The organism is Flagellimonas lutaonensis, assembly GCF_000963865.1.
GTDB classification, from domain to species: Bacteria; Bacteroidota; Bacteroidia; order Flavobacteriales; family Flavobacteriaceae; genus Flagellimonas_A; species Flagellimonas_A lutaonensis.
Genome location: NZ_CP011071.1, coordinates 520,591 through 545,424, shown reverse-complemented (window position 1 = coordinate 545,424; position 24,834 = coordinate 520,591). Strand labels below are relative to the sequence as shown.

25 protein-coding genes are annotated in these 24,834 nt (G+C 44.3%); 15 read left to right on the top strand and 10 right to left on the bottom strand.

Annotation, left to right across the window (positions count from 1 at the left end):
* The first annotated feature begins 5 nt into the window (after positions 1-5).
* The 7 genes from VC82_RS02575 to pyrF all read left to right on the top strand — a co-directional run bounded on the left by VC82_RS02575 (position 6) and on the right by pyrF (position 5,720).
* Positions 6-461 (top strand): QcrA and Rieske domain-containing protein, encoded by a 456-nt coding sequence (locus VC82_RS02575; protein ID WP_045800991.1) that lies wholly within the window; start codon positions 6-8, stop codon positions 459-461.
* Positions 462-480: 19 nt separating this feature from the next.
* Entirely contained in the window at positions 481-915 is a 435-nt protein-coding gene (locus VC82_RS02570) for a thioredoxin family protein (protein WP_045800990.1), read from the top strand.
* Entirely contained in the window at positions 912-1,907 is a 996-nt protein-coding gene (locus VC82_RS02565; protein ID WP_045800989.1) for an FAD:protein FMN transferase, read from the top strand. Before VC82_RS02570 ends, VC82_RS02565 begins: the two co-directional genes overlap by 4 nt.
* Before the next feature lie 8 nt (positions 1,908-1,915).
* The gene (locus VC82_RS02560; protein ID WP_045800988.1) at positions 1,916-2,125 is read left to right on the top strand and encodes a DUF4266 domain-containing protein; all 210 of its coding nucleotides are present in this window, start codon (positions 1,916-1,918) and stop codon (positions 2,123-2,125) included.
* Between the two features lie 279 nt (positions 2,126-2,404).
* Positions 2,405-3,682 carry a DUF3570 domain-containing protein gene (locus tag VC82_RS02555; RefSeq protein WP_045800987.1) on the top strand — a complete coding sequence of 426 codons (1,278 nt, stop codon included), beginning with the start codon at positions 2,405-2,407 and terminating at the stop codon, positions 3,680-3,682.
* Positions 3,683-3,748: 66 nt separating this feature from the next.
* Positions 3,749-4,825 carry a peptide chain release factor 1 gene (gene prfA / locus VC82_RS02550; RefSeq protein WP_045800986.1) on the top strand — a complete coding sequence of 359 codons (1,077 nt, stop codon included), beginning with the start codon at positions 3,749-3,751 and terminating at the stop codon, positions 4,823-4,825.
* A gap of 64 nt (positions 4,826-4,889) precedes the next feature.
* On the top strand, positions 4,890-5,720 hold the full coding sequence (gene pyrF / locus VC82_RS02545) for an orotidine-5'-phosphate decarboxylase (protein ID WP_045800985.1): 831 nt from the start codon (positions 4,890-4,892) through the stop codon (positions 5,718-5,720).
* On the opposite strand, the gene VC82_RS02540 is transcribed toward pyrF, so the two are convergent.
* The 3 genes from VC82_RS02540 to purU all read right to left on the bottom strand — a co-directional run bounded on the left by VC82_RS02540 (position 5,717) and on the right by purU (position 9,167).
* Positions 5,717-5,911 (bottom strand): hypothetical protein, encoded by a 195-nt coding sequence (locus tag VC82_RS02540; protein ID WP_045800984.1) that lies wholly within the window; start codon positions 5,909-5,911, stop codon positions 5,717-5,719. The genes pyrF and VC82_RS02540 overlap by 4 nt on opposite strands.
* A gap of 402 nt (positions 5,912-6,313) precedes the next feature.
* Positions 6,314-7,837 carry a helix-turn-helix domain-containing protein gene (locus VC82_RS02535; protein ID WP_084598144.1) on the bottom strand — a complete coding sequence of 508 codons (1,524 nt, stop codon included), beginning with the start codon at positions 7,835-7,837 and terminating at the stop codon, positions 6,314-6,316.
* A 481-nt stretch (positions 7,838-8,318) separates the two neighbouring features.
* A complete protein-coding gene (gene purU, locus VC82_RS02530) occupies positions 8,319-9,167 on the bottom strand; it encodes a formyltetrahydrofolate deformylase (protein WP_045800983.1) in 849 nt (282 codons plus the stop codon).
* A 142-nt stretch (positions 9,168-9,309) separates the two neighbouring features.
* Here purU and VC82_RS02525 point away from each other — a divergent pair, with 142 nt between their 5' ends.
* Entirely contained in the window at positions 9,310-12,765 is a 3,456-nt protein-coding gene (locus VC82_RS02525; protein ID WP_045800982.1) for a methylmalonyl-CoA mutase family protein, read from the top strand.
* 216 nt (positions 12,766-12,981) lie between these two features.
* On the opposite strand, the gene VC82_RS02520 is transcribed toward VC82_RS02525, so the two are convergent.
* Positions 12,982-13,383, bottom strand: a complete 402-nt coding sequence (locus VC82_RS02520; protein ID WP_045800981.1) for a hypothetical protein — start codon at positions 13,381-13,383, stop codon at positions 12,982-12,984.
* A 125-nt stretch (positions 13,384-13,508) separates the two neighbouring features.
* Between VC82_RS02520 and VC82_RS02515 the strand changes: the two genes are divergently transcribed.
* The gene (locus VC82_RS02515) at positions 13,509-13,949 is read left to right on the top strand and encodes an Lrp/AsnC family transcriptional regulator (protein ID WP_045800980.1); all 441 of its coding nucleotides are present in this window, start codon (positions 13,509-13,511) and stop codon (positions 13,947-13,949) included.
* Positions 13,950-14,021: 72 nt separating this feature from the next.
* Positions 14,022-15,461, top strand: coding sequence for an alpha/beta hydrolase (locus VC82_RS02510; RefSeq protein ID WP_045800979.1), 1,440 nt, complete (start codon positions 14,022-14,024; stop codon positions 15,459-15,461).
* On the opposite strand, the gene VC82_RS02505 is transcribed toward VC82_RS02510, so the two are convergent.
* Entirely contained in the window at positions 15,448-16,152 is a 705-nt protein-coding gene (locus tag VC82_RS02505) for a DJ-1/PfpI family protein (RefSeq protein WP_045803195.1), read from the bottom strand. The two genes, VC82_RS02510 and VC82_RS02505, sit on opposite strands and share 14 nt — an antisense overlap.
* Before the next feature lie 94 nt (positions 16,153-16,246).
* Here VC82_RS02505 and VC82_RS02500 point away from each other — a divergent pair, with 94 nt between their 5' ends.
* Positions 16,247-16,894: a DUF1684 domain-containing protein gene (locus tag VC82_RS02500; RefSeq protein ID WP_045800978.1), complete on the top strand. Its 648-nt coding sequence runs from the start codon at positions 16,247-16,249 to the stop codon at positions 16,892-16,894.
* Positions 16,895-16,951: 57 nt separating this feature from the next.
* Here the strand turns inward: VC82_RS02500 and VC82_RS02495 are convergent, their stop codons facing one another.
* From VC82_RS02495 to crcB, 4 genes are all read right to left on the bottom strand, one after another.
* Positions 16,952-17,992 carry a porin gene (locus tag VC82_RS02495; protein WP_045800977.1) on the bottom strand — a complete coding sequence of 347 codons (1,041 nt, stop codon included), beginning with the start codon at positions 17,990-17,992 and terminating at the stop codon, positions 16,952-16,954.
* A 102-nt stretch (positions 17,993-18,094) separates the two neighbouring features.
* A complete protein-coding gene (locus VC82_RS02490; protein ID WP_045800976.1) occupies positions 18,095-19,333 on the bottom strand; it encodes an ammonium transporter in 1,239 nt (412 codons plus the stop codon).
* Positions 19,334-19,359: 26 nt separating this feature from the next.
* Positions 19,360-19,698 carry a P-II family nitrogen regulator gene (locus tag VC82_RS02485; protein WP_045803194.1) on the bottom strand — a complete coding sequence of 113 codons (339 nt, stop codon included), beginning with the start codon at positions 19,696-19,698 and terminating at the stop codon, positions 19,360-19,362.
* 263 nt (positions 19,699-19,961) lie between these two features.
* On the bottom strand, positions 19,962-20,339 hold the full coding sequence (gene crcB / locus VC82_RS02480; protein WP_045800975.1) for a fluoride efflux transporter CrcB: 378 nt from the start codon (positions 20,337-20,339) through the stop codon (positions 19,962-19,964).
* A gap of 532 nt (positions 20,340-20,871) precedes the next feature.
* Here crcB and VC82_RS02465 point away from each other — a divergent pair.
* Positions 20,872-21,258 carry a pyrophosphohydrolase domain-containing protein gene (locus VC82_RS02465; RefSeq protein WP_045800972.1) on the top strand — a complete coding sequence of 129 codons (387 nt, stop codon included), beginning with the start codon at positions 20,872-20,874 and terminating at the stop codon, positions 21,256-21,258.
* A gap of 35 nt (positions 21,259-21,293) precedes the next feature.
* On the opposite strand, the gene VC82_RS02460 is transcribed toward VC82_RS02465, so the two are convergent.
* Positions 21,294-22,361, bottom strand: a complete 1,068-nt coding sequence (locus VC82_RS02460) for a branched-chain amino acid aminotransferase (protein ID WP_045800971.1) — start codon at positions 22,359-22,361, stop codon at positions 21,294-21,296.
* Positions 22,362-22,468: 107 nt separating this feature from the next.
* On the opposite strand from VC82_RS02460, the gene VC82_RS02455 reads away from it, so the two are divergent.
* From VC82_RS02455 to VC82_RS02445, 3 genes are all read left to right on the top strand, one after another.
* On the top strand, positions 22,469-22,936 hold the full coding sequence (locus VC82_RS02455) for a DUF4920 domain-containing protein (RefSeq protein WP_045800970.1): 468 nt from the start codon (positions 22,469-22,471) through the stop codon (positions 22,934-22,936).
* Positions 22,937-23,034: 98 nt separating this feature from the next.
* The gene (mnmC2, locus tag VC82_RS02450) at positions 23,035-23,697 is read left to right on the top strand and encodes a tRNA (5-methylaminomethyl-2-thiouridine)(34)-methyltransferase MnmC2 (RefSeq protein ID WP_045803193.1); all 663 of its coding nucleotides are present in this window, start codon (positions 23,035-23,037) and stop codon (positions 23,695-23,697) included.
* A 79-nt stretch (positions 23,698-23,776) separates the two neighbouring features.
* Entirely contained in the window at positions 23,777-24,700 is a 924-nt protein-coding gene (locus tag VC82_RS02445; protein WP_045800969.1) for a TIGR01777 family oxidoreductase, read from the top strand.
* Positions 24,701-24,834: the final 134 nt, after the last annotated feature.

Below are 24,834 nucleotides of genomic sequence, written 5' to 3'. Positions count from 1 at the left end.
ATGCTATGGAAAGAAAACAGTTTTTGCAGAGTCTGGGGGCAGGTGCTGCATTTGCACTAATGTTCCCATGTGTAAACGGTTGTTCAAAAGATGGTGAGCTTGAAACATTTCCTGAACCCACAGGTGTTGACTTTACGGTTGATTTAACCTCGCCCGAAGCTGCTCCCTTGGCAAATAATGGCGGTTGGATCGCCGTCAAGTCCAATCCAGAATTGAATTATTTCGATATTGTTGTGGCAAGAAACCTTGAAGGAAACCTAATTGCCGCAAGTAAGATATGCAGTCATCAAGGCACTGAGGAAATTCGTTTCATAACCGAGGATGGTGGTGTTTTTCATTGCACTACGCATCAATCCCGATTTGCACAAGATGGTACCTCTTTGAACCTGAACACTACCAGCAATCCGCTGAAAATATTCAATACCGAGCTCAACGGCGACATACTGCGTATTTTTGAATGAATAAGGTAGGTGTTTTGCCATGAAAAAGCTGTTGGCCATATTGTTTTTTATAGCTTCCGTTCCCCTTTTGGGCCAAGACTGGAAACCTTCATTTTCAGATGCCCTGAAAACGGCCAAAGAAGAGAACAAACCCCTAATTTTGGTCTTTACTGGCTCTGATTGGTGTGCCCCTTGTATCAAGCTCGACAAAAAAATTTGGAAGTCAGAAGCGTTCAGAAACTATTCCGCCGAACATTATGTACTTTACAAAGCTGACTTTCCCAGAAAGAAATCGAACAAATTGGAAGCTGCATTAACAGCCGAAAACCAAAAACTGACCGAAAAATATAACCCAAACGGATTTTTCCCCTTGGTCGTGGTGCTCGATAACAGCCAGAATGTTTTGGGTGTCACGGGGTATAAAAATATTGCTCCCGCAGACTACATAGCGTTGCTAAACGGTTTTCTAAAATGAGAAGGGCGGTGGTATTTTTTCTGGTGTTGTCATGTTTTTTGGCAGTGGGCCAAGAGAAAAAATACGTAACCGTAAAAAAGGCACTCAATCTCATGGGTACGGCCTTTGAGATCACGGTTGTGGCACCCTCTGAAGAAATCGGATATATAAACATTGATGAAGCGGCCTCAGAGATCACGCGGATTGAAAAAATGATTTCCTCTTGGGATCCAGACTCTGAAACATCGCTCATCAATAAAAATGCCGGGATCAGGCCCGTGAAGGTGAGCCGTGAGCTTTTTGGGTTGATTGAGCGAGCCATAAAGATCTCAGAAATTACCGACGGGGCTTTCGATATATCGTATGCCTCGGTCGACAATATTTGGAAATTTGATGGTACCATGAAAAATATGCCATCCCGTGGGGCAATAGCGCAATCCGTAAGTAAAGTGGGGTATAAAAAAATTGTGCTGGATGCAGAGGTGCAATCTGTTTTTTTAACACAAAAAGGGATGAAAATTGGTTTTGGGGCTATCGGAAAAGGGTATGCTGCCGATAAGGCCAAAGCGTTTTTAATGTCGAAGGGCGTGCCGGGCGGACTCATCAATGCTTCTGGTGACTTGACCACATGGGGCACCAAGGCCACAGGTGAGAAATGGATGATCGGCATCGCCAACCCGTTGAGCAAAGACAAGGTGTTCAGCTGGCTGCCCGTTATAGAATCGTCGGTGGCAACCTCTGGCAACTACGAAAAATATATCGTCATCAACGGAAAAAAATACTCCCATATCATTGACCCTAGAACGGGTTATCCGACAAGTGGTGTGCAAAGTGTTACCGTTTTTGCCAAATATGCAGAACTCTGCGATGCCCTGGCCACTGCGGTTTTTGTAATGGGAAAAGACAGTGGTATTCATATGATCAACCAAATTGACGGGGTAGAAGTGGTTGTGGTCGACGATGCCAATAAGATTCATAGGAGTTCAGGAATCTTGTTCAACAATAATCAGTAATTTTAAACATGCGCACATTTCTTTTGATCGTGGTCGTATTGCTTTTCTTCAGCTCATGTGTGGCGGTAAGGGAATATGACAAAGTGTATATCAACGATACCGAGATGCAGTTGGGTGCCAAGTTTTCTGAACGTTTCGAGACCAATTTCCAGATATATCGCGAAGCTGCCGCCGGGGCCAATGGCGGAAAAACAGGGGGCGGCTGCGGTTGTAATTAACTGAGACCCATTTTCTGGAAGCGGAGTGCGGCAGAAAATGCTGGTCGAAGTTACCCTGAGCGCAGTCGAAGGGTCTGTTTGTGGAGGTCGGAGGGCCCATGCCCATTTTCTGGAAGCGGAGCGCGGCAGAAAATGCTGGTCGAAGTTACCCTGAGCGCAGTCGAAGGGTCTGTTCAAAAGAGTTGGAAGGCCCTTTCCCAATTCTTTCAAGCGCAGCACGGAGGGAAATGATGGTTGGGGATGAAGGTTGCATTTTATTGAAATAATACAAATTAGCCGTTGAGAACAGTTTTTTCCATAGTAGTCTTTTTTGTTTTCCTGACGGGAAAATCGCAACAAACCGATTCCTCCTATAAAAAAAGGGTGCTTGAGACAAGCGAAATCGATTTGCTCTTCAGCTATTACGATCAAGATGGTAAAAATGCTGCCGTGACGGGGGGCGAAGGCACTGAGGCCCTTACCGATGCCACTTCGGCGATCGTGCTGCGGTTGCCCCTGAACGAAGATGATGTGCTTACCGTTGATGCAGGGCTTTCGGCCTATACTTCTGCTTCGTCGAGCAATGTCAATCCATTGGACGGTAGCAATCCGAATGTGAGTCCGTTCGATGCCTCTTCGGGCGAGTCGCGAAAAGATCAATTGGTTCATATCAACCCCAGGTACCAGCATAGTGCTGACGACCGCAATACCATATGGAGCGTCAACGGCTATTTTTCGAATGAGTACGATTACAATTCCATCGGGTTTGGGGGTAGTTATGCGCGTCTATTCAACGAAAAGAATACAGAGATTTCCATTGGGGGTCAAGTCTACCTCGATAGCTGGAATCCGCAGTATCCCATTGAGTTGCGGAGCGGATTTTTTGATAGCCGGATCACGGGTAATGGCACCTACGATCCAAACTTTCAAGAGTTTGGGAGTACTGGTAGAAATTCTTATGCGCTCTCACTGTCTTTTTCGCAGATTTTGGGCAAGAGGTGGCAAGGGGCCCTGTTCATGGACCTCGTATTGCAAGAAGGGTTGCTGAGCACCCCTTTTCAACGGGTCTATTTTGCAGATACTGAAGATTTCTTTATAGACGAATTTCAGTTGGCAGATGATGTGGAACGGCTTCCCGATAGTCGCTTTAAGGTTCCGTTTGGGGGGCGGCTGAACGTGTTTGTGAGCGACGCCATTGTGCTGAGAACCTATTACCGCTTTTATTGGGATGATTGGGGCATTGTCTCGCATACCGCCAATGTTGAGGTGCCATTGAAATTAAGTGATAAATTCACCTTGTACCCGACCTATCGCTACTACACCCAGACTGCAGCTGACTATTTTTATCCCAAAGAAGCGGCACTCTCCACATTTGAGTTCTATACCTCTGACTACGACCTTTCGGGGTACAATGCACATCAATATGGTATCGGTGCCAGATATACCGACATTTTTACCAAGGCCAAGGTGTTTGCCTTTGGCTTAAAGACCATTGATGTAAGGTTGAACCAATATGACCGTAGCGATGGGTTGGGCGCTTTCATCATCACACTGGGAACAACTTTCGTGGGTAACTGAACAGCTTTTGGGCAAAGGTCTTCCGAACAAAAAATTGTAACTTCGCAAGCCAAAGTACCGAGTACAATGCTTGATAAACTCAACATCATAAAACAACGGTTCGATGAGGTTTCTGACCTGATCATACAGCCTGATATTATTTCTGACCAAAAGCGCTATGTAAGGCTGAACAAAGAGTACAAAGACCTAAGGGCTTTGATGGATAAGCGTGACCGGTACATTGAATTGACCAACAATCTAAATGAGGCCGAGGAGATTATTGCAGATGGCAGTGATGCTGAAATGGTGGAAATGGCCAAAATGCAGTTAGAGGAAGCAAAAGAGGCCTTGCCAAAGCTGGAAGAAGAGATAAAGTTCATGCTGATACCCAAGGATCCCGAAGACGAAAAAGACGTGGTCATGGAGATTCGTGCAGGCACTGGCGGTGATGAGGCCAGTATTTTTGCGGGCGATCTGTATCGAATGTATTCCAAATATTGCGAATCAAAAGGTTGGAAAACCAATATTATCGACCTTAGTGAGGGTACCAGTGGCGGCTACAAAGAAATCCAGTTTGAAGTTACAGGTGAAGATGTGTATGGGACCTTGAAGTTTGAGGCTGGCGTACATCGCGTACAGCGCGTGCCCCAGACCGAGACCCAAGGTCGGGTACATACCAGTGCGGCAACGGTAATGGTGCTGCCAGAGGCCGAAGATTTCGAGGTAGAAATCGACCCCAAGGATGTTCGGATCGATTATTTCTGTTCTTCAGGTCCCGGTGGGCAATCGGTCAATACGACCTATTCCGCCGTTCGCCTGACACACATACCCACAGGTCTAGTGGCACAGTGCCAAGATGAAAAGTCACAGCACAAGAACAAAGACAAGGCATTCAAGGTATTGCGCTCACGACTCTATGACCTTGAATTGGCAAAAAGACAGGAAGAAGACGCAGCCAAGAGAAATTCACAGGTAAGTAGTGGAGACCGTTCTGCCAAGATCAGGACATACAACTATCCGCAGGGTCGTGTCACCGATCATAGAATAGGCCTGACCCTGTATGATTTGCAGAACATTATGAATGGAGACCTACAGAAGATAATCGATGAGTTGATGCTGGTGGAGAATACCGAAAAGTTAAAAGAGGCCTCCGAAATTTTGTAAGGATCCAATTGCGAACCAATAGAATCTGCCTGTTCGAAGGTAGCCGAAGTCGAGACGCTTAATAATGAAAATAGAACAACTCGTAACCCAGATTCGAAAAAAGCAGTCCTTTCTTTGTGTGGGGTTGGATACCGATTTGGAAAAGATACCAACCCATTTACTTGACCACGAAGACCCCATTTTCTCCTTCAATAAGGCCATCATAGATGCCACACAATCATTGTGCGTGGCATACAAGCCCAATACGGCGTTTTATGAGGCCTATGGTGCGGCAGGATGGGAATCGTTGTCAAAAACGTTACGCTATATCAACGAGCACTATCCTGAAATGTTCACCATTGCCGATGCCAAGAGGGGCGATATAGGCAATACCTCGACCCGTTATGCCAAGGCCTTTTTTGAGGAGATGGATTTTGATGCCATTACCGTGGCCCCTTATATGGGAAAGGACAGTGTAGAGCCCTTTTTGGACTTTGCGGATAGGCATACCATTTTATTGGCTTTGACCTCCAATGAGGGGGCTTTTGATTTTCAGACCAAGATGGTAGAGAACAAGGAACTCTACAAAGAGGTATTGAAGACCTCAAAAAGCTACAAGAATGCACAAAACCTGATGTATGTGGTCGGAGCGACCAAGGCTTCTTATTTGAGGGATGTAAGGGAAATCGTGCCCAACAGTTTTCTATTGGTGCCCGGCGTGGGTGCACAAGGCGGTAGTTTAGAGGAAGTGTGCCATTACGGCCTTAACGCTGATGTTGGCCTGTTGATAAACTCATCAAGGGGCATAATCTATGCATCACAAGGAGAAGATTTTGCACAGGTCGCCGCAGAAAAAGCTAGGGAACTACAGTCGCAGATGGCCCAAGAATTGACCAAATTCGGCCAAAATACCTAGACAAGGCTTTCCAATACTTTTTTTAGGTCTTTTGCCTTTCTTTCGAAAAATTCCCCCAGTCGGGTATCCATATAAGTGGCATCCGCGGCTTTTCTAAGAAAGTTTTGATATCTGTGCTCGAGAATGGCCACGGCTTGTGCCCCACTTGTAATGGGGGTCACCGCACCTACTTTGCAATATTGACTATTCATTATTCATGAGATTTGTTCTAACAAAGATACGGTGAAAAGCCGCGTTTGGATTTCAAGGTGGTGCGGTATACATCTAAAAATCAGGCAATTTGTCCAATTTTAACTAAATTTTGGTAGAATTGTTGGCTATCCAAACAGGTTTTAACATGCTCTTTGGTGAAACCATTATATGTAAATAAGTTTCGAAACCAAGGTCAAGGTGTTAGGATTATATTTTAAGGCTTGCCTTAAAAAAAGGTAGAATATAAACGACCTCCGGTCTGTGATGCTAATTAAACACCATCAAGAATGAAACGATAAGAAAGTGGTCAACAAACCTCGAGGTCGTTTTCTAAAATAAATGTCCGAAATTATCCTATGAAAAGGGTAAGAACCCGTAAACCTTTACTCTTTTAAAATCTGTCAATGGTTTGAAACACTCCTTTGAAATTCTGATGGGGTAAGTTGGGTCTTCTTCTTGAAGGCCTTGTTGAAGGTTACCTTGTTGTTGTAGCCCACTTCATAGGCCACATCGATAATATTCAGTCCGTGGTCGTTATGTTCCTTTAATATTTTCTTTGCCTCATCGATGCGGTAAGTGTTGATCAGCGCATGAAAACTGACTTTAAAGTGCTCGTTTATCACCTGCGAGGCATTGTGCCGTGTGGTATTCAATTTTCTGGCCACCATTTCAAGGTTAATATCGTTCTCACGGTAAATTTTTTCTTTATCGAAAAGCCTTATCAGGTTCTCTTTCAACTCTAGGGAAAGACTTGGGGTAAGCCCAGATTTTTCATATTTCGGAAACATACGGTTCAGATACGTGTATCGGCCACCGAACACTTGGGGCTGAATGTTGGCCGAGTAACCAACATACAGAACCATCAAGGCCATGGCCGCTATGGAAAGGTTATAGAGCAGGCCAGAATTAAATCCATTAATAATCAAAATGCCATATGCAGAATAGGTGAAAATGTAGAGAAAGTGTATGTAGTAAATATTTTTTTGCCATGTTTGGCCCGCGGGGTCGAGCGCATTCTTTGCTTTGCTTTTTAGGTAGACCTTTCGAATAAAGTATCCGTAGACCACCAACGAAATAATCTTGAGCACTACTATGAGCAGCAACTTGTTCGAGTCTTGCGCACTGAGTCCGTTTTTTAGGCGGGTCAGCATCAAAGCAACCTTTTCATCTGCCGACATGGAGTAAACAGTTATACCCATAAACGCCAAAAGAATCAATGTTGGCAGTAGATGCAGTAAGTCAACCGGTTTAAACTGATATCTGAAAGCTATCCGTTTGAAGTAAAAATAAAGAAGGGGGCCGTATAAGAATGAGGCCCAGGTAGACATCAGGTATGTATGCGGAAACTCAAACAAATAATGGGCTTCATTGACAGAAATGTTCAGTATAAATAGAGAATGTATGAATACAAAACTGGCGATAAGAACCCCGGCAATCCCATTGATTTTTTTGTTCAGAAGGATGAGGACAATTACGTAAAAACCGATCATCGCCACCACAAAATAGATAATCGACCAGATATCGATGTCTGGCACGATTGCCTCTGAGATGGTTTTGAACTCTTGGGAGCTTCTGACCGGGTCAAACCCCTCATGGGAAAGAAAGGTCGGGTCAAACTCCAGTAGAAGATAATCGTTCAGATGGGCCCTTGCTTTTTCAGGATGCTCCAAAGCAGCCTCGCTCAATGCCAGTTTTTTGAGAATATGCGGTTTCTCTTGAACAGCGCCCTCCAAATTCTTCTCGTACAACGGAATGGCGCGATTATATTGGTGGATGTTGTAGTAGTAATCAGCCCAATCCAATGAGTCTTGCATGGACTTTGAGATAATTTCCTCCTCGTAAACGGGTGCCCCACTACGGATTGTCGAATAACTCCATTTGAACAATAGGAAAAATAGGATAATAAGAAATACCCTTGGTCTCATGATTTGATTGATGAATTAGCACCATTTGAAATTAACAAATTGTTAGGAGAGAATTGTTAAAAAAAACCCAATAAAGTAAACCCCGATAAGAATTTACCTTTTCAAAATTCTTCCTCACCCTAAAAAAAGACCTATAAAATCTTTTTGAAAAATTAAAGATGTAGTCAGCAATGTTGTAAAAAAAAACCGGCGAGGGTGCCGGTTTTTAAAACTAACTAACTCAAAAAATGCTAACTCAGATAACTTGGTACAAAATTCAGTTTAAATGAGAACTTCAAGGTTAATCTTACCTTATAAATACGTTAAGATAACGCTTGTTTTCTTAAAAAAGAACGGGCAATTATTTTCTTTATTGTCTCTATATCAAAAAATTACCAAATCTTTCACATATATGCGAAAGAACCTTTGTATTTGGTTTTTGGGTGATGAAATATTGAATGCAATTGTGAAGTGAATTGATATGGTCAACCGCTTTTTGTCATCAGGTAAAAACCACCGTTCTGTTGTTGTAGACCATGGTCTTTCTTTTGACGTGCAATTGTACCGCTTTTGAGAGAACGATTTTCTCAAGATCACGACCCACAGCCACCAAGTCTTCAATGAAATGAGAGTGGCTTACCGTCGCTACATCTTGGGCAATAATGGGTCCAGCGTCAAGTTCTTCGGTCACATAATGACTGGTTGCCCCAATAATCTTTACCCCTCTTTTGAACGCTGCATGGTAGGGTTTGGCGCCGGCAAATGCAGGCAAGAACGAGTGGTGAATATTAATGATTCTATTGGGTAACGCTTCAATGACTCTTGGTGAAATAATCTGCATGTAACGCGCCAAAACCACAAAATCTACGTGGTGTTCTTCGATGAGATCGAGTTGTTGTTGGGCTGCTTTTTCTCGCAATTCTTTGCTGACAGGCACATGATGGAAAGGTATCTGAAACTGATCTGCAATAAATGAAAGGTCTTGGTGGTTGCTTAAAATAAAAGGAATCTCCACCAGCAACTCGCCAGACTGGTACCGGCTGAGCAAATCGTACAGGCAATGCTTGTATTTTGACACAAATATGGCCATTCGCGGTTTTATGCGCTCTTGGTGGATACTCCACTCCATTTCATACCGATTGGCCAGTTCGCCCTGAAAAGATGCTCTTAGGACCTGTTTGTCTGTATTTTGCTGAAAATCACTCTCCAATCGCATGAAAAAGACCCCAGCTTCCTTATCCACATGCTGGTCGAGGTATATGACATTTCCTCCGTTCTGGTGCAAGAAACTGGTTACCGAGCTAATGATTCCGGCTTGATCGGGACAATGTATTAGAAAAGTTAGTTTCACAGGTTTTGGGTTTGGGGTTAAAATTAACGTATTCTGAATCAGAGGCCCTATCGCGAATATATTTTTGTACAATTCCGATTATAACCCTTTTTTTGTTGCATTTTCCGTAAATTGCGGGGGTCGAATCTGCACTTTTTTGAAGATGGAGCAAAACAAGCCTTACAAGCCCAAGAACAAGATCAGAGTGGTCACGGCAGCCTCGCTCTTTGATGGTCATGATGCGGCCATCAATATCATGCGCCGAATAATCCAAGCAGCTGGTGTTGAGGTAATTCATTTGGGCCATGACCGAAGTGTGGCCGAGGTGGTCGAATGTGCCATACAGGAAGATGCCAATGCCATTGCCATGACCTCTTACCAAGGGGGGCATAATGAGTACTTCAAATATATGTACGACCTGCTTCAGGAAAGGGGCGCTGGGCATATCAAGATCTTTGGTGGCGGCGGTGGTGTCATCTTGCCCGAGGAAATAAACGAACTGATGGATTATGGCATAACACGCATTTATTCACCCGACGATGGGCGTGAGATGGGGCTGCAGGGTATGATCGATGACCTGGTGAAAAAGTCAGATTTCTCGATTGCGGATCTGGGAATTCCAAAGAAGCAGGATCTTGGTACATTGTTAAGGCAGAAAGATGTCAAGACCATAGCGAGGTTGATCTCGTTGGCCGAAAACAGGCATGATGAATTTGAAGAATATTCTCCATCCTTAAAAATAAATAATGAAGACGTTCCCGTTCTGGGTATCACGGGCACCGGTGGGGCGGGCAAGTCAAGCTTGGTAGATGAGCTTGTAAGGCGTTTTTTGATTGATTTTCCCGATAAACATTTGGGCATTGTCTCCGTAGATCCCTCAAAACGCAAGACCGGTGGGGCTTTGCTGGGTGATCGAATTCGAATGAATGCAATCAACAACCCCCGTGTGTACATGCGTTCTTTGGCCACACGACAGTCAAATTTAGCACTTTCAAAACATGTGGCCGAAGCTATTCAGGTACTGAAGGCCGCGGCCTTTGACTTGATTATTTTAGAGACCTCGGGCATTGGCCAGTCAGACACCGAGATTTTGGAACATAGTGATGTTTCGCTGTACGTAATGACCCCTGAATTTGGGGCAGCTACCCAACTCGAAAAAATAGATATGCTCGACTTTGCCGATTTGGTGGCCATCAACAAATTCGACAAAAGGGGCGCCCAAGATGCCCTTCGCGATGTGAAAAAACAATACCAGCGCAACCAAAATCTCTGGGATGCCAATTTGGATGACCTTCCCATTTTTGGAACAATCGCCTCGCAATTCAACGATCCGGGCATGAACCGGCTGTATGTGGCGACCATGCAGACCCTAAGTGAGAAAACGGGCGCTACCTTTGATTCTGATTTCAAGGTCGAGAACGAACCTGAAAAGATGTTTGTCATTCCACCTGCCAGAACACGGTATCTTTCCGAAATAACAGAGAACAATAGAGGGTACGACAAAAATGTATTCAAGCAGGCCAAGGTGGCACAAAAGCTATACGGACTTTTTAAAACCATGGTATCGCTTATCGATTTAGATGATAGGGCCATTGAACATTCCCTTTTGACCAAGTCAGGTTTGGATGGGCCGGCCATCCTATCAAAAACTAAAAAAGAAGATGTTAAGCAACTGGTTTCAAAACTTCTTGACGAATTTGATAGGGTAAAGATGAACCTTGATCCCAACAATTGGATGCGGTTGTTGCAATGGCATGAAAAGAAGAAGGCCTATCAGGCTCCAATATATTCGTTCAAGGTACGCGGAAAAGAAATTAAGGTGGATACACATACCGAATCGTTGGCACACCTTCAGATTCCAAAAGTTGCCCTCCCCAAATATGAAGCCTGGGGCGATTTGCTGTTATGGATGTTGCAAGAAAATGTGCCGGGCGAGTTTCCGTATACCGCAGGAATCTATCCCTTTAAGAGAACCAATGAAGATCCCACCAGAATGTTCGCGGGCGAGGGTGGACCAGAGCGCACCAATCGACGTTTTCATTATGTGAGCCTTGATATGCCGGCCAAACGACTGTCCACGGCTTTTGACTCGGTGACGCTGTATGGACATGATCCAGACAAGCGGCCAGATATTTATGGAAAAATCGGCAATGCGGGGGTTTCTATCTGCTGCCTCGACGATGCCAAGAAACTATATTCTGGCTTTGACCTGAGCGACCCCATGACCTCAGTGAGCATGACAATCAATGGCCCTGCCCCGATGTTGTTGGGGTTTTTTATGAATGCCGCCATTGACCAAAACTGTGAAAAATACATCAAGCAGAATGGCCTTGAAGATGAGGTCAACAAAAAGATAGAGGCCATTTATGCCAAAAAGGGTGTAAAGCGCCCCAGATACAATGGCGAACTGCCAAAGGGCAACAATGGGCTGGGGCTCATGCTTTTGGGCGTCACCGGTGACCAGGTGCTGCCAAGAGAAGTGTACGATAAGATAAAGGCAGAGACCCTCTCGCAGGTAAGGGGTACGGTGCAGGCAGACATACTTAAAGAGGATCAAGCCCAGAATACCTGTATATTCTCAACGGAGTTTGCCCTACGCCTAATGGGCGATGTGCAAGAATATTTTATCGACCATAAGGTCAGAAATTTTTATTCAGTATCCATTTCGGGCTATCATATTGCTGAGGCAGGGGCCAACCCCATTTCGCAATTGGCCTTTACCCTTTCGAATGGCTTTACCTATGTCGAGTACTACCTAAGCCGGGGGATGGATATCAATGATTTTGGTCCGAACCTGTCCTTTTTCTTTTCCAACGGCATTGACCCAGAATATGCCGTAATCGGTCGGGTGGCCCGCAGAATTTGGGCCAAGGCCATGAAAGAAAAATATGGTGCGGGATCACGGGCACAAATGTTGAAATACCATATTCAGACTTCTGGGCGAAGCCTGCATGCCCAAGAAATCGATTTCAATGATATTCGAACTACCCTGCAGGCCCTCTACGCGATTTACGATAACTGTAACTCGTTGCACACCAATGCCTACGATGAGGCCATTACCACGCCTACAGAAGAATCGGTACGCCGTGCGATGGCCATTCAACTTATAATCAACAAAGAATTGGGCTTGGCCAAGAACGAAAATCCGCTTCAAGGATCTTTCATTATCGAAGAGTTGACCGATTTGGTCGAAGAGGCTGTTTTGATGGAGTTTGACCGAATTACTGAAAGGGGAGGCGTTCTCGGTGCCATGGAGACCATGTACCAGCGTTCAAAAATTCAAGAAGAAAGTCTTTATTACGAAACCTTGAAACATTCAGGAAAGTACCCGATCATCGGTGTCAACACGTTTTTGAGTTCGAAAGGCTCGCCAACGGTTTTGCCCGCTGAGGTCATCAGGGCCACCGAAGACGAAAAACAACTGCAGATCCAAACGCTCAAAAACCTCCATAAGACCTATGTGGAGAAATCAAAACAACTCCTCAAAGAGCTGCAAAAAACTGCCGTGGCCAATGAAAATCTTTTCGAGAAGTTGATGGAGGTTACCAAGTACTGCTCATTAGGGCAAATTACCGAAGCACTGTTTGAGGTAGGGGGGCAGTACCGACGAAATATGTAAGCAGCGAGAATCAGAAACAAGACAAAGTCGAAGTTTCTGATTGCGAGTCGCTTACCCCTATCGAAGCCGAGCGGTCCCCACAAATTGCCGACCGAGGACAATGGCATCAGAAACAAGACAAAGTCGAAGTTTCTGATTGCGGGTGGCTTACGCCGATCGTTATCTTTCAAACCGTCAAGTTGATCGGCTGGCTAAAATTGTTTATGAAGGAGTTGCTTAATATTCGTCGTTCCTTAGCGAAAGCCGCCACTTTTTAAATGCTTTCCTGAAACTCTTGATTTCCTTTCGCAACAGGTTTAGATATTCCTTTTCTTTTACCCCATCTCGTTCCAAACCATTGCAGTAGGCCAGAATATTCCGGGTCATGATGTTGATAAAAGAAAGGCTTTTCATGCGAACCGAATATGAAGAGCTGGTAGCGGCCTGCTCGATCTCTTTGGTAATGAGCGTGGCATCGGTTAGCAACGAGTCTGAAAGATTGTCTCTAAAGCTACTGGATTGTCTAAGTGAAAAAAGGTCTTTGTTGTATGAGAGGTAAGAAGCCAAGGCATCGCTCAAATCACGTAGCACAAGTGATTTTCTATAAACGGGCAACGAGTGTAACGAGTTGCTTTTCATAGTCTTACAGCAATTTTTTAGTACATTAAAATTACATCAGATTGGCAAAACCATACTTTTGAAAGTTAATACGAAATAAATTTTTACCTTTGATTTTAAGTTTTTTGTATATTATTTCTTTTTAAATGAAGGTAGATAAGCTCAGTTTGCGCATTCTTAAAGAACTTCGGAAAAATGCCCGTGAATCGTATGCCGAAATCGGACGAAAAGTGGGGTTGACACCCCCAGCGGTGGCCGAACGCATAAAGAAGATGGAAGACCTCGGCATCATCGAGGGGTACCAGACACACTTGGCATATCATTTTTTAGGGTACCAGTTGAGGGCGATTATTATGCTCAGGGCCTTTATGGGCAAATTGAAGCCCTTTCTCGATATGGTGAAGTCATACGACGAAGTAGTGAATTGTTATCGCATAACCGGAAACGAAAATATTGTAATGGAAGTTGTGCTCAAAGACCAAAGGCATCTTGAAAAATTTATAGATGAGCTTATTGCATATGGCGAGTGCCGTACGCACATTGTGCTTTCGAACGTGGTCTCTAACGAACCTTTGAACAAGATGTAGGGGCAAAGACTTTTTTGGCCTATATTTAGGTAGTGCAAACATTTTTGGCCAGATTTTTGTGCGCACCTTACTATGAGAAAGAACTACCCACTTGTGATAAAGAAACGCTTACCGTACCTTATTTTTCTTTTGGTTTTTCAAATTGGCATCTCGCAGGAAGTGGCCTTGCGAAAGGGGGTCATCATCGATTCTGTACAGGTAGATGACGAAAACAATGAAACATTTTCGCTATACCTGCCCACCAATTTTGTCACATCCAAAAAATGGCCTGTGTTATATGTTTTTGATATGGACGGTAAGGGCCTTCAGGCCATGTCGATGTTCAAACAGGCGGCCGAGGCCAAGGGTTATATTCTTGCATCACCCGATAACATCAACGACACACTATCGCTATCAGAGAATATGCTGAGGGTGGGTAGGGCAATCGATGGGGTCTCACGGCTTTTGCCCATACAGAACGAACGCCTATATGTCGCCGGTTTCGCCTATGGGGCCCGCTTTGCCAACATCACTCCATTATTTTTAAATAAGATCAGGGGTGTCATATCGTGTGGTGCCAGCTTTATGAACTTAGAATTGCTCAACAGCAAAAGGCGCTTTCATTTTATCGGTATTGTGGGCAACAAAGACTTCAATTATATTGAGTTGCTAAAGTTGAAAAAGGTCTTGAACGGTCTAAAGCATCCGAACCAATTGTTGGTTTTTGAAGGGGGCCACAAATGGCCTGACAGTCAACACTTTGAAAAGGCCCTCACCTTGTTTGACTTGGCCGAAATGGCCAAGGGCAATATACCCCAAGACTCCCTGATTGTCAATGAATCGTATAGGCAAGACCTAGAACGGTTTCAAGAACTGCGCAGTGGGTCAAAGCTTCTGTTGGCCGAACAGGTACTTGACCGTATGCTGGCGGTATACCGCCCCCATAGGGAGGTGGATTCTTTGAAAAAATTGAAAAAAGAGCTTAGAAAAGACAAGCTGTACCGTGCGCTCAAACGGCAAGAAAATGCGGCCCGCTTCAAAGAATCGTTGCTGAAAGAAGACTATGTGTACTATATCGAGGAAGACATCCTTACCTACAATTACAACAATCTGGGCTGGTGGAACTACCAGATGACCGAGATCAATAAATTCATCTATCAGGGCAATGCCGCCGAGAAACGAATGGGGCATCGCTTACAGGGTTTTATAAATGCCCTGGTAGAAGACAATATTTTCATTATCAATGCCGAAAATCAACCCGACGAGGAGGCGTTGTTGTTCCTGTATATGCTGAAAACCATTACAGACCCTACCGATTACGACTATTATCTAAAGGTAATCTCCCTCAGTGCAAAAAAGGAAGATTTCGGTACTGCCATTTTTTATCTGGAGGAGGTTTTGAAAAGGGGCTACAAAGACAAAGAACGACTGTACTCGCTAGATCATACCGCCCTATTGCGCATTACCCCCGAATATAACAAGGTGATCGAAAAATATTTGGATGATGCCCGCTACGAGATCATTGACGAATAAACTTCGGAACCGTATCAACATCCCAGTCTATGACAAGGCCACGGGCAAGTGACTCGGCTATTTCTTTCCCATAAAGCAATTCAGCCAGATAAAGGGCGGCCTCAAAACTTTTGGCGCCCCCTGCCGAAGTGATGTACTTGCCATCGTGTACAAACAACACGCTGTCTTTTATCTTTAGATGTGGAAACATGACACGGTATCGACCAATATCACTGGGGAAGGTGGTTGAGAATACCTTATCGAGTAGGCCTGCCTTTGCCAGAACAAAGGCCCCGTCGCAATGTGAGGTCACAAATAGTGCTTCTTTGTCGACCCTTTTCACAAAATTCAACATGACGGTATCGTTCAGATCGGTATCCAAGTGGTGCTCCGCACTGGGCACCACCAAGATATCTATTTTAGGAATGGAATCTTTGGTATAATCAAAATCAGGAATCAGACGGATGCCCTCAAAAGTAATGATGGGGTCAGTGGTATTGGCCACGGTAAAAGTGTTCATCGCCTTGATATTCTTTCGGTATTGGGTATGCTGAAAAATATCAAAAGGGGCCGTCAACTCGGTATTGTAGGTGCCATCCATAATTAAAAAGGCCACATTGTAATACTCCGGATTCAAAGACGGTGCGCCTTTTTCATTCCCTGTTATCTCCTCAGGACTTTGTTTGCAGCCATTGTTGGCCAGGGCAGACATAAAAACGAATATCAAAAACTTCAGGAATCTTATCTTCTTTACACTCATCCGAAAAAAATAGTAAGGTTGTACTTTTGTGGAAAAGTACGGAAATATGCGTTATCTCTTTTGGGCAATCGTCTTGGTTTTTATGGGTTGTAGGCAAGAAAAAAGGTACCATGACCAAAAAGATACAGGCGTGCAGGTTGCGTCAGAAGCCATTGCGGATATTATCGCCTTTCAAGAAAAACTGAACAAGGAGTTCAAAAACCCAGAAACATCCCCTTTGCCAGATAGGTATCGCAAAGATTTTGAAGGATTGGATTTCTTCGACCCAGATACCAATTACATTGTAAAGGCAAGGTTTGAGCGTACACCCGACGCCAAGCCCTTTATGATGCCCACCACCACCGATAGAAAGACGGAAGAGGTGGTATATGGCATTGCCCACTTCGAGCTCAACGGTAAAAAGCACCGGTTAGAGGTGTACCAGACCCTGGACTTGATCGATGAAGAAGGGTTTGAAGATTATCTGTTCTTGCCCTTTTTAGATGAGACCAACGGGGACGAGACGTATGGCGGCGGCCGATATATAGATTTGAAAATCCCCATTGGCGATACACTTGTAATTGACTTCAACAAGGCCTACAACCCCTATTGTGTCTACAGCAAAAAGTACTCCTGCCCCTTAGTGCCGAGGCAAAACTATTTGAGAACTAGTGTGAGGGCAGGAGTGAAAGATTTTAAAAAAGACAAAGAATAAGCCCTGCACTTAGATATAATACAGGGCTTGTTGACAACTACAGCTATTGAATGGGTGTTAAAATGAATAGACCGCGGCCACTAAAAAAGAGGCCAGGCTTGATGTGGGGGCCAAATCGTTGTCGATAAAGGCATCCTCGTCGGCACAGTCCAATCTAAGTTCGGGTTTTATCAACAGGTCGCCAATAGTGGCGCTTCCTGTCAGGGTTACCGCGAAAACACTTTCTGCGGCACCACCTATGGCCCCAAGATTGGTCTCTGTGAAGTATTCGCCCCTAAGCCCAATGGCAAAATTATCTGATGTTTGGTATTGGGGATATAGGGCAATACCGGCAAAGTCAACAGCATCGTCACTGTTGTCAAAATAAGCAGCGTTGATGCCCAAAAAGAATTCCTCTGAGAGGTCGAACCCACCTGTGTAGTCAACCTCAAATCCCCCCTGACTGTACAAGAAGTTCAAAAATTGGCTTGAATAGCCCAACTGTGCCCCCACGGCATAATCACCGGTAGGGTTGAACTCGGTTACATCGGTCGGGTTCATAACGGCTACCATGGCACTCCAATCATTTCCCAAATCGAAGTCCGCCTTCAGGCCGGTATGCGAGAACGGGCCATACGAAAACAGATAGGAGGTGCTGTAGTTGAAATTTGCCGCTGGTGAAATGACCTCGTAGCCCAAAAAGGTATTGAAGTTACCAAATGTCAAGGTCACGTCATCGCTCACATTCCAGTATACATAGAGTTGGTTTACGATGTTTCCGGTAGCCGAATAAAGGGGCGAGAGAAAAATAGCATCGGTACCCCTAGGGCCGAAGACAAGGTCGGCCACAAAACCCACTTTCTCGCCTTCGTAGTTCGCAATCAGATTGGCCATACCCAAAGAGAACCCGGGTAAATTTGCAAACGACGAACCTGGGGCGATGGCGTCTTCGTCATTCGGTGCTGTTAAATTGGCACGGTAATATGCGTCAACCGTTCCGCTGAAGGTGAACTTCTTTTTATCGTCCGCACCATCTTGTGCAAAAATTGGGAACGTGACAAGGGCCACTAACAACCATAGTGATTTTTTTATGTACTTTGTATTTGTAATCGTTTTCATAATTCAATTTTTGATTCCCTTTAGGGAGTTGATTTGTTTGTGGAATTTGAAAAGGTTACCGACGGGGTGTTCTGCCAAACGCCCCGTCTCCTTTTGTATTAATTAATGTTGGTTCATTCTAAAATCTGCATAGGCGTCCATACCGTGTTCGTGTAGATCAAGGCCTTCGATCTCTTCCAGTTCTGATACCCTGATGCCCGACAGCTTTTTGACCGCGTAGAGGGTCACAAATGCCGTAACTGAGCAGAAGGCAGCGGCTGCAGCGACACCGGCCAACTGTATCAAGAACTGATCAAGGCTTGCCATAGCTCCAAAAATGCCCACTGCCAAAGTTCCCCAGATGCCGCAAATAAGGTGAACCGCAACGGCCCCAACGGGATCGTCAAGCTTTATTTTTTCGATAAGGGCCACCCCTAGAACGATGACAACACCCGCTATGATACCGATGATGACCGCTTCGTTGGGAGACATTTGATCTGCCCCGGCCGTAATGCCCACAAGTCCGCCCAATATTCCGTTCAAGAACATGGTAAGATCATAGTTTTTGTACATCACCGATGAAGTGATAAAGGCTGAAACACCTCCTGCTGCTGCTGCCAAAGAAGTGGTCACCAAGACCAGTGAAGTGGCAGCGGGGTCCGCTGAAAGTACCGATCCACCGTTAAAGCCGAACCAACCCAGCCATAGAATGAGTACACCGGCCGCCGCGAACGGCAGATTGTGTCCGGGGATGGCGTTTGATTTTCCATTTTCGTCGAATTTTCCGACTCTCGGGCCTAGTAGGTAAATTGAAATTAGGGCACCCCAACCTCCTACCGAGTGCACCAGGGTAGATCCGGCAAAATCATAGAATCCAATGTTGTCGAGCCAGCCGCCACCCCATTTCCATGCACCTACTATAGGGTATACCAGGCCTATATAGATAAGTGTGAACACCATAAAACTGCCCAATTTTATCCTTTCGGCCACAGCTCCCGATACGATTGTCGCCGCAGTGGCCGCGAACATTGCCTGGAAAAGAAAATCAGTCCAGTAGGTATATCCGCCATTTGCGTAGTCTGGTGTTAGTCCATTTTCTGCAATGGAAAGCCCGAAACCTGCAAACTTCAAAAAGCCGCTATCGCCGTTTTCAAATCCGGGATACATCAAATTAAAGCCACCTATGTAGTAAAGCAATAGCCCCACACAGATGATAAAGACGTTCTTGAACAAAATATTGACCGTATTTTTTTGTCTGGTAAGCCCGATTTCCAAGAAAGAAAATCCTAGGTGCATGAAAAACACGAGCCCCGTGCAAATCATCATCCAAACATTGTTAGCTGTAAATACTCCTGCGTCCATAGTAAATATTGTTAGTTGGTTTTTAATTAGTTAATGGCAGCGTTGCCGCTTTCTTTTGTTCTGATTCGATACACTTCTGAAACCTCTGACACAAAGATTTTTCCATCGCCCACATTGCCAGTAGCGGCAGACTCGAACAGGGTTTCGATGGTGCGGTCTAAAAATTCGTCAGAAACCACGATTTCCAGGTACCTTCTCTGTATATCTGATGTGCTATAGGAAATACCCCTGTATACATGCCCCTGTTTTTCATTGCCCACACCGGTAACATCCCAGTAACTAAAAAAGTTGACCTCGATTTGGTGAAGTGCTTTTTTCACTTCATCAAATTTTGATTTTCGAATGATTGCCTCGATTTTTTTCATAATTAAGATGGTTTTTTCTACTTCAAATATATTTTTAAAAAACAATACCCCTAAAAAAATTGGGTAGTAATTTCAATTTTTTAATTATATAAAAAATTAACCCCTAAAAATTAGGGGGTATATATATAAAACAATTAAAATTATGAATTATGGAATGAATTATTTTGATAAGACAATCTTTTACCGGAGATATGGCACACTTCAAGGATAAAAATTGAGGCAACCGCAATCAGACCTCGGGATTTTGATTTGGAAAGGAGGGTTTAGAAAGGGTTTTTGGTCGAAAGCCAAAGCCCTAGGGCCACGGCCAAAATGCCTAAAATGATGCTAGAGGCCAAATAGATGAAAAAAGGCATGAAGTCGCCATTCTTTAATAAGGAGTGTTTTTCAAAGGCAAATGCAGAGAAAGTGGTGAAGCCCCCGCAAAATCCGGTGGCCAATAAGAGCAGTTGATTTTCTGAGAGAAGGTTTACTTTGGATGTGTAGCCCAATATGGCCCCAATCAACAGACAACCCAAAATGTTTACCGTAAAGGTGCCCCAATAAAAGGAAGGGTGCACGGGGTTCAGCAATTTTGAGATAAGATATCGCAAGGCACTTCCAACGCCTCCGCCCAGAAAAACGAGTAACAATTGCTTCACACCTTAAAGGTATAAACTAAACTGCTTTTTTGTACTCTGATTCGGAATATTCGCGGGGAAGAACTTTTGCAATCGAAGTATCCGAAATTTTTCGCAAAGGCTTTTTGAACATGTCTTTAGCGCCATTCACACTGAAAATCAACAGCAAAGCATTGATTGCCAATAAAATAAAAAGAATGCTAAAAAAAGTAATCATGGTTTGATTGTTCGATACAAAAGTACGTCTTTTCCTTTATTATACGAACGAAACGGTAATATTGTTGTGTAAAGGTTAATTTTTGTGGTGTACGCAACACTTTTCGTTAGTTCTTCATAAAATATTTAACCAAGAACAAAAAAAGTATGAAAATCATAAAATAAGCTATGATCCACTGAATTCCCTTGTAATTTTTTTTGTGTAGGGGCCTGTCTTTTCCATAGGCTTTGATGATGATAAACACGAAACAGACAAGAAATAGACCGGCAAAAATCAACTGTCCAGTACTGAACATATTTTATATTTTTATGCAAATCTAACGTAATAAGGCTATTAATGAAAAGTAAAATCAAGGCGGTCGAACTCTTTCATCATTCATTCGGATTGGGGGTTTCCCAAAAGCCAAGGGCCGATTTGGGCAAAGACAAGAACCTACTTCGCTACAAACTAATGCGCGAAGAAAATGAGGAATATCTGGAGGCAGCCAATAATGGTGACTTGGTAGAAGTGGCCGATGCCCTGGGTGATATGTTATACATTTTGTGCGGAACAATCTTAGAACATGGCATGCAACACAAGATCGAAGAGGTTTTTGAGGAAATCCAGAAAAGCAACATGAGCAAATTGGGACACGATGGCAAGCCCATTTACAGAGAGGACGGTAAGGTTCTGAAAGGCCCCAACTACTTTAAACCGAATATCAAGGCCATACTGGACAAATAAAAAAGCGGCGTTTTCGCCGCTTTTTTATTTTTTGTTTAAAGAACCCGGTATCGCCAACCGAACTTATCGTCACCGCGGTTATATTGTATATCGGTAATTCGTTTTTTGAGCAAAGCAGCATAGCTTTGGTCCAATTCCGGTAGATTGTAGTCCACCTCTTTATATCCAAAGGCCGAGATGGGCGACACCACGGCTGCGGTACCCGCACCGAACATTTCCTTTAAAGACCCGTCTTTGGCGGCATTGATGACCTCGGCCACCGTAATTTTGCGTACCTCGGTCTCAATTCCTTCATCTGCTGCGATATCCAAGATGCTTTTTCGGGTAATGCCATCAAGAATACGATCGTTGGTGGGTGCTGTTATCAGGGTATCGTTGATTCGGACAAATATATTCATAGCACCGGCCTCTTCTATGTACTCGTGGGTGTTGTCGTCGGTCCAGATAACTTGGTTATACCCTTTTTGAACAGCCAATTGGGTGGGGTAAAATTGGGCTGCATAGTTGCCGCCCGCCTTGGCAAAACCAACACCCCCGTTGGCGGCCCGCGAATAACGTTCTTCTATCAAGACCTTTACCTTGCCTGAAAAATAGGGGCCCGAAGGGGCACAGGCAATAATGAACTTGTAGGCATCTGCCGGTGATGCATGAAAACCATTTCCGGAAGCAAACATAAAAGGACGAATGTACAATGAGCTTCCCTTGGTTTGTGGTATCCATTCTTGGTCAACTTGGAGAAGGGTCGCCAAGCCTTCCATAAATATCTCTTTGGGCAGTTCGGGCATCGCCAAACGCTTGGCCGATATGTTCAGCCTTTTTTGGTTTTCTTCTGGTCGAAAGAGCCAAACACCGCCTTGGTCATCCTTATAGGCCTTCATTCCCTCGAAAATTGACTGTCCGTAATGGAAAATTTTGGCCGAGGGTTCCAACTCAATGGGCTGGTAGGGTACCACACTTGGGGCGCCCCATTCACCATTTTTGTAATCGCAGACCAGCATGTGGTCGGCAAATACGCTGCCAAATGACAAATTGTCAAAATCTACTTGGTCGATTTTTGAGCGCTTGGTTCGCTCAACCGTAATGTTGTTAGATTTTACTTCCATTCCTAATAATCAATTAAAAAATAAAATTAGCCATTTCTAGCTTTTGTTTGACGATTTCTTAATTTTAAATCCCGAAATTGTTAAGACATTACAGATTTTTAAGCGATATGAAATTATTTAACATTTTGATTGTTGTTTTTGTAGGCTTCTTCATGGCGTTTGGATTGAATGCCCAAGAAACTGTTTCATTTTTTGGAAAGACATTTGAAAAATCAAATAAAATGGCGCTCAACAGCAGTATTTATAAAAGCCTTGCTGCCAACGACACATTAACTACGCAGCTAACCGGTCAAATTACCGAGGTCTGCCAGGCAAAGGGTTGTTGGATGAAAGTGGATTTGGAAGATGGCAGCCAGGTGTTCGTCAAGTTCAAAGACTATGGGTTTTTTGTGCCCACTGACGTGGCCGGCAAAACGGTGGTGGTGAGCGGCAAGGCGTTTGTCGAAGAGATGTCTGTGGATGAGCAAAAGCACTATGCTGCCGATGCCGGTGCCACAAAAGAGAAGCTGGCCAAGATTACCACTCCGAAAAGAACCTATCGTTTTGAGGCCGAAGGTGTTTTGATAGAAGATTGAGGGCCCTTTCAAGACCGGTCTGCGGTTTTAACAAGATTTCATCCCTTGGGCCTGGCAATGGGGCCTGTGGGAATCGTACAATTTTTAAAGTTAACGGGGTGAAGCGAAGGATCATTACCACGGGCGATGGGTCAAAAACCATTCAGATAGAAGAATGGAATGAGCAGTACCACTCGTTGCACGGTGCGGTACAAGAGGCCTATCATGTTTTTATAGACCATGGCCTTAGGCATCTTCCACAAAACCAGCTTGATATTCTTGAAATAGGCTTTGGCACTGGATTGAATGCGCTGATCACGTTTTCAGAGGCCCAAAAAGAACATAAAAAAATCAGGTATTGCGGTGTTGAGAAGTACCCTGTTTCCATTGGGGAGATAAAACAGCTCAATTACTGCGAAGCATTGGGCTTCAAAAAGCTTCAAGAAATTTTTGCTAAAATGCATATCTGTGACTGGCAAAAAGAGGTTGCCATTCACGAAAACTTCCTCTTAATAAAAAGACAACAAGATTTTCTGGAAATTGATGACCAGAACGCCTTTGACCTAGTGTATTTTGATGCCTTTGGCGCTAGGGTGCAGCCAGAACTTTGGACGGTTGAGGTGTTTGAAAAAATGTTCAAAGCCCTTCGTTCAAAAGGGGTTTTGGTAACCTACGCCGCCAAGGGCAGTGTTCGCCGGGCCATGCAGAGCGTAGGTTTTTCAGTCGAGCGGCTTCCTGGGCCGCCCGGAAAAAGAGAAATGCTTCGCGCGACAAAGCCGTAAACCTTATGGCACCTGTTAAAGGTTCGTAAATAGCCAATATTTCTAGCAGGTGAAGCAGTACCTTTGCAAAAAAAAGGAAATGAAGGTTCTTTTGACAGGTGCAACAGGTTTGGTAGGCACTGCTCTGGTCGATTTGCTATTGGCAGAAGGCCATACCGTACATTACCTGACCACCCGAAAACAAAAGATTGAAAATAAAGAAAAACGGAAAGGGTTTTACTGGGATCCGGCAAATGGAGAACTTGATATGGCCGCATTGGAGGGCGTTTCGGCCATTATCAATTTGGCAGGCGCCAGTATCAGTCAACGATGGACCGCAAAGAACAAAAAGAAAATCCTCAATAGCCGGCTACAAAGCCTCGAAACATTGTACAACGCCCTTGAGCGGTCACAGAACACAAACATCAAAATGCTTGTAACGGCATCTGCCATCGGTATCTATCCCAGCTCAGCATCAAAATTCTATGATGAAAATGAAAAGGGCGTGGATGATAGTTTTTTGGGGCAAGTGGTGAAAGCGTGGGAAAGCAAGGCCGATACCTTCACGAAACTGAACCTTAAAGTGGCCAAGATAAGGATAGGATTGGTACTTTCTACCAAAGGTGGGGCCCTGCCATCGCTTGTTCGGCCCATAAAATACTATGTCGGGGCCCCATTGGGCTCGGGTAACCAATGGCAATCGTGGATCCATATTGATGATTTGGCCCAATTGTTTGTTTTTGTCATCAAAAAAGGACTCGCCGGAGTATTTAACGGGGTGGCGCCCAACCCTGTTACAAATGCCAAACTTACCAAAGAGGCGGGCAAAGTGCTCGAAAGACCTTTGTGGTTGCCCAATGTGCCCAAGTGGGTGTTGCGACTTGTACTGGGTGAAATGTCATATGTGGTTTTGGCCAGCCAACGGGTCAGTTCAAAAAAAATTGAGGAACGGGGCTTCGTATTTGAATATGCCAATGTCGGCGGGGCCCTTCAAAACCTTTTGAACAAACCTTCTTCACGTTGATTACTTTTCTTGACTTCCAACTAGTGTGATTGTTGATGACAAACGCTGTCTTGACCGATTTTTCGACAAAAAACGGTGACATTTTGACATTTTTAAACAATTGGCAATACTTTTGCCGCTTCAAATTGACTTAT

Bases quoted from the DNA above. Each gene is read 5' to 3' on its own strand.
- VC82_RS02500 (WP_045800978.1), top strand. From the start codon at position 16,247: ATGCGTTATCTCTTTTGGGCAATCGTCTTGGTTTTTATGGGTTGTAGG.
- VC82_RS02515 (WP_045800980.1), top strand. From the start codon at position 13,509: ATGAAGGTAGATAAGCTCAGTTTGCGCATTCTTAAAGAACTTCGGAAA.
- VC82_RS02495 (WP_045800977.1), bottom strand. From the start codon at position 17,992: ATGAAAACGATTACAAATACAAAGTACATAAAAAAATCACTATGGTTG.
- prfA (WP_045800986.1), top strand. From the start codon at position 3,749: ATGCTTGATAAACTCAACATCATAAAACAACGGTTCGATGAGGTTTCT.
- VC82_RS02525 (WP_045800982.1), top strand. From the start codon at position 9,310: ATGGAGCAAAACAAGCCTTACAAGCCCAAGAACAAGATCAGAGTGGTC.
- VC82_RS02455 (WP_045800970.1), top strand. From the start codon at position 22,469: ATGAAATTATTTAACATTTTGATTGTTGTTTTTGTAGGCTTCTTCATG.
- VC82_RS02535 (WP_084598144.1), bottom strand. From the start codon at position 7,837: ATGAGACCAAGGGTATTTCTTATTATCCTATTTTTCCTATTGTTCAAA.
- VC82_RS02570 (WP_045800990.1), top strand. From the start codon at position 481: ATGAAAAAGCTGTTGGCCATATTGTTTTTTATAGCTTCCGTTCCCCTT.
- VC82_RS02485 (WP_045803194.1), bottom strand. From the start codon at position 19,698: ATGAAAAAAATCGAGGCAATCATTCGAAAATCAAAATTTGATGAAGTG.
- VC82_RS02490 (WP_045800976.1), bottom strand. From the start codon at position 19,333: ATGGACGCAGGAGTATTTACAGCTAACAATGTTTGGATGATGATTTGC.
- VC82_RS02520 (WP_045800981.1), bottom strand. From the start codon at position 13,383: ATGAAAAGCAACTCGTTACACTCGTTGCCCGTTTATAGAAAATCACTT.
- VC82_RS02560 (WP_045800988.1), top strand. From the start codon at position 1,916: ATGCGCACATTTCTTTTGATCGTGGTCGTATTGCTTTTCTTCAGCTCA.
- VC82_RS02575 (WP_045800991.1), top strand. From the start codon at position 6: ATGGAAAGAAAACAGTTTTTGCAGAGTCTGGGGGCAGGTGCTGCATTT.
- VC82_RS02540 (WP_045800984.1), bottom strand. From the start codon at position 5,911: ATGAATAGTCAATATTGCAAAGTAGGTGCGGTGACCCCCATTACAAGT.
- VC82_RS02565 (WP_045800989.1), top strand. From the start codon at position 912: ATGAGAAGGGCGGTGGTATTTTTTCTGGTGTTGTCATGTTTTTTGGCA.
- VC82_RS02505 (WP_045803195.1), bottom strand. From the start codon at position 16,152: ATGTCTGCCCTGGCCAACAATGGCTGCAAACAAAGTCCTGAGGAGATA.
- VC82_RS02460 (WP_045800971.1), bottom strand. From the start codon at position 22,361: ATGGAAGTAAAATCTAACAACATTACGGTTGAGCGAACCAAGCGCTCA.
- VC82_RS02465 (WP_045800972.1), top strand. From the start codon at position 20,872: ATGAAAAGTAAAATCAAGGCGGTCGAACTCTTTCATCATTCATTCGGA.
- pyrF (WP_045800985.1), top strand. From the start codon at position 4,890: ATGAAAATAGAACAACTCGTAACCCAGATTCGAAAAAAGCAGTCCTTT.
- VC82_RS02510 (WP_045800979.1), top strand. From the start codon at position 14,022: ATGAGAAAGAACTACCCACTTGTGATAAAGAAACGCTTACCGTACCTT.
- VC82_RS02445 (WP_045800969.1), top strand. From the start codon at position 23,777: ATGAAGGTTCTTTTGACAGGTGCAACAGGTTTGGTAGGCACTGCTCTG.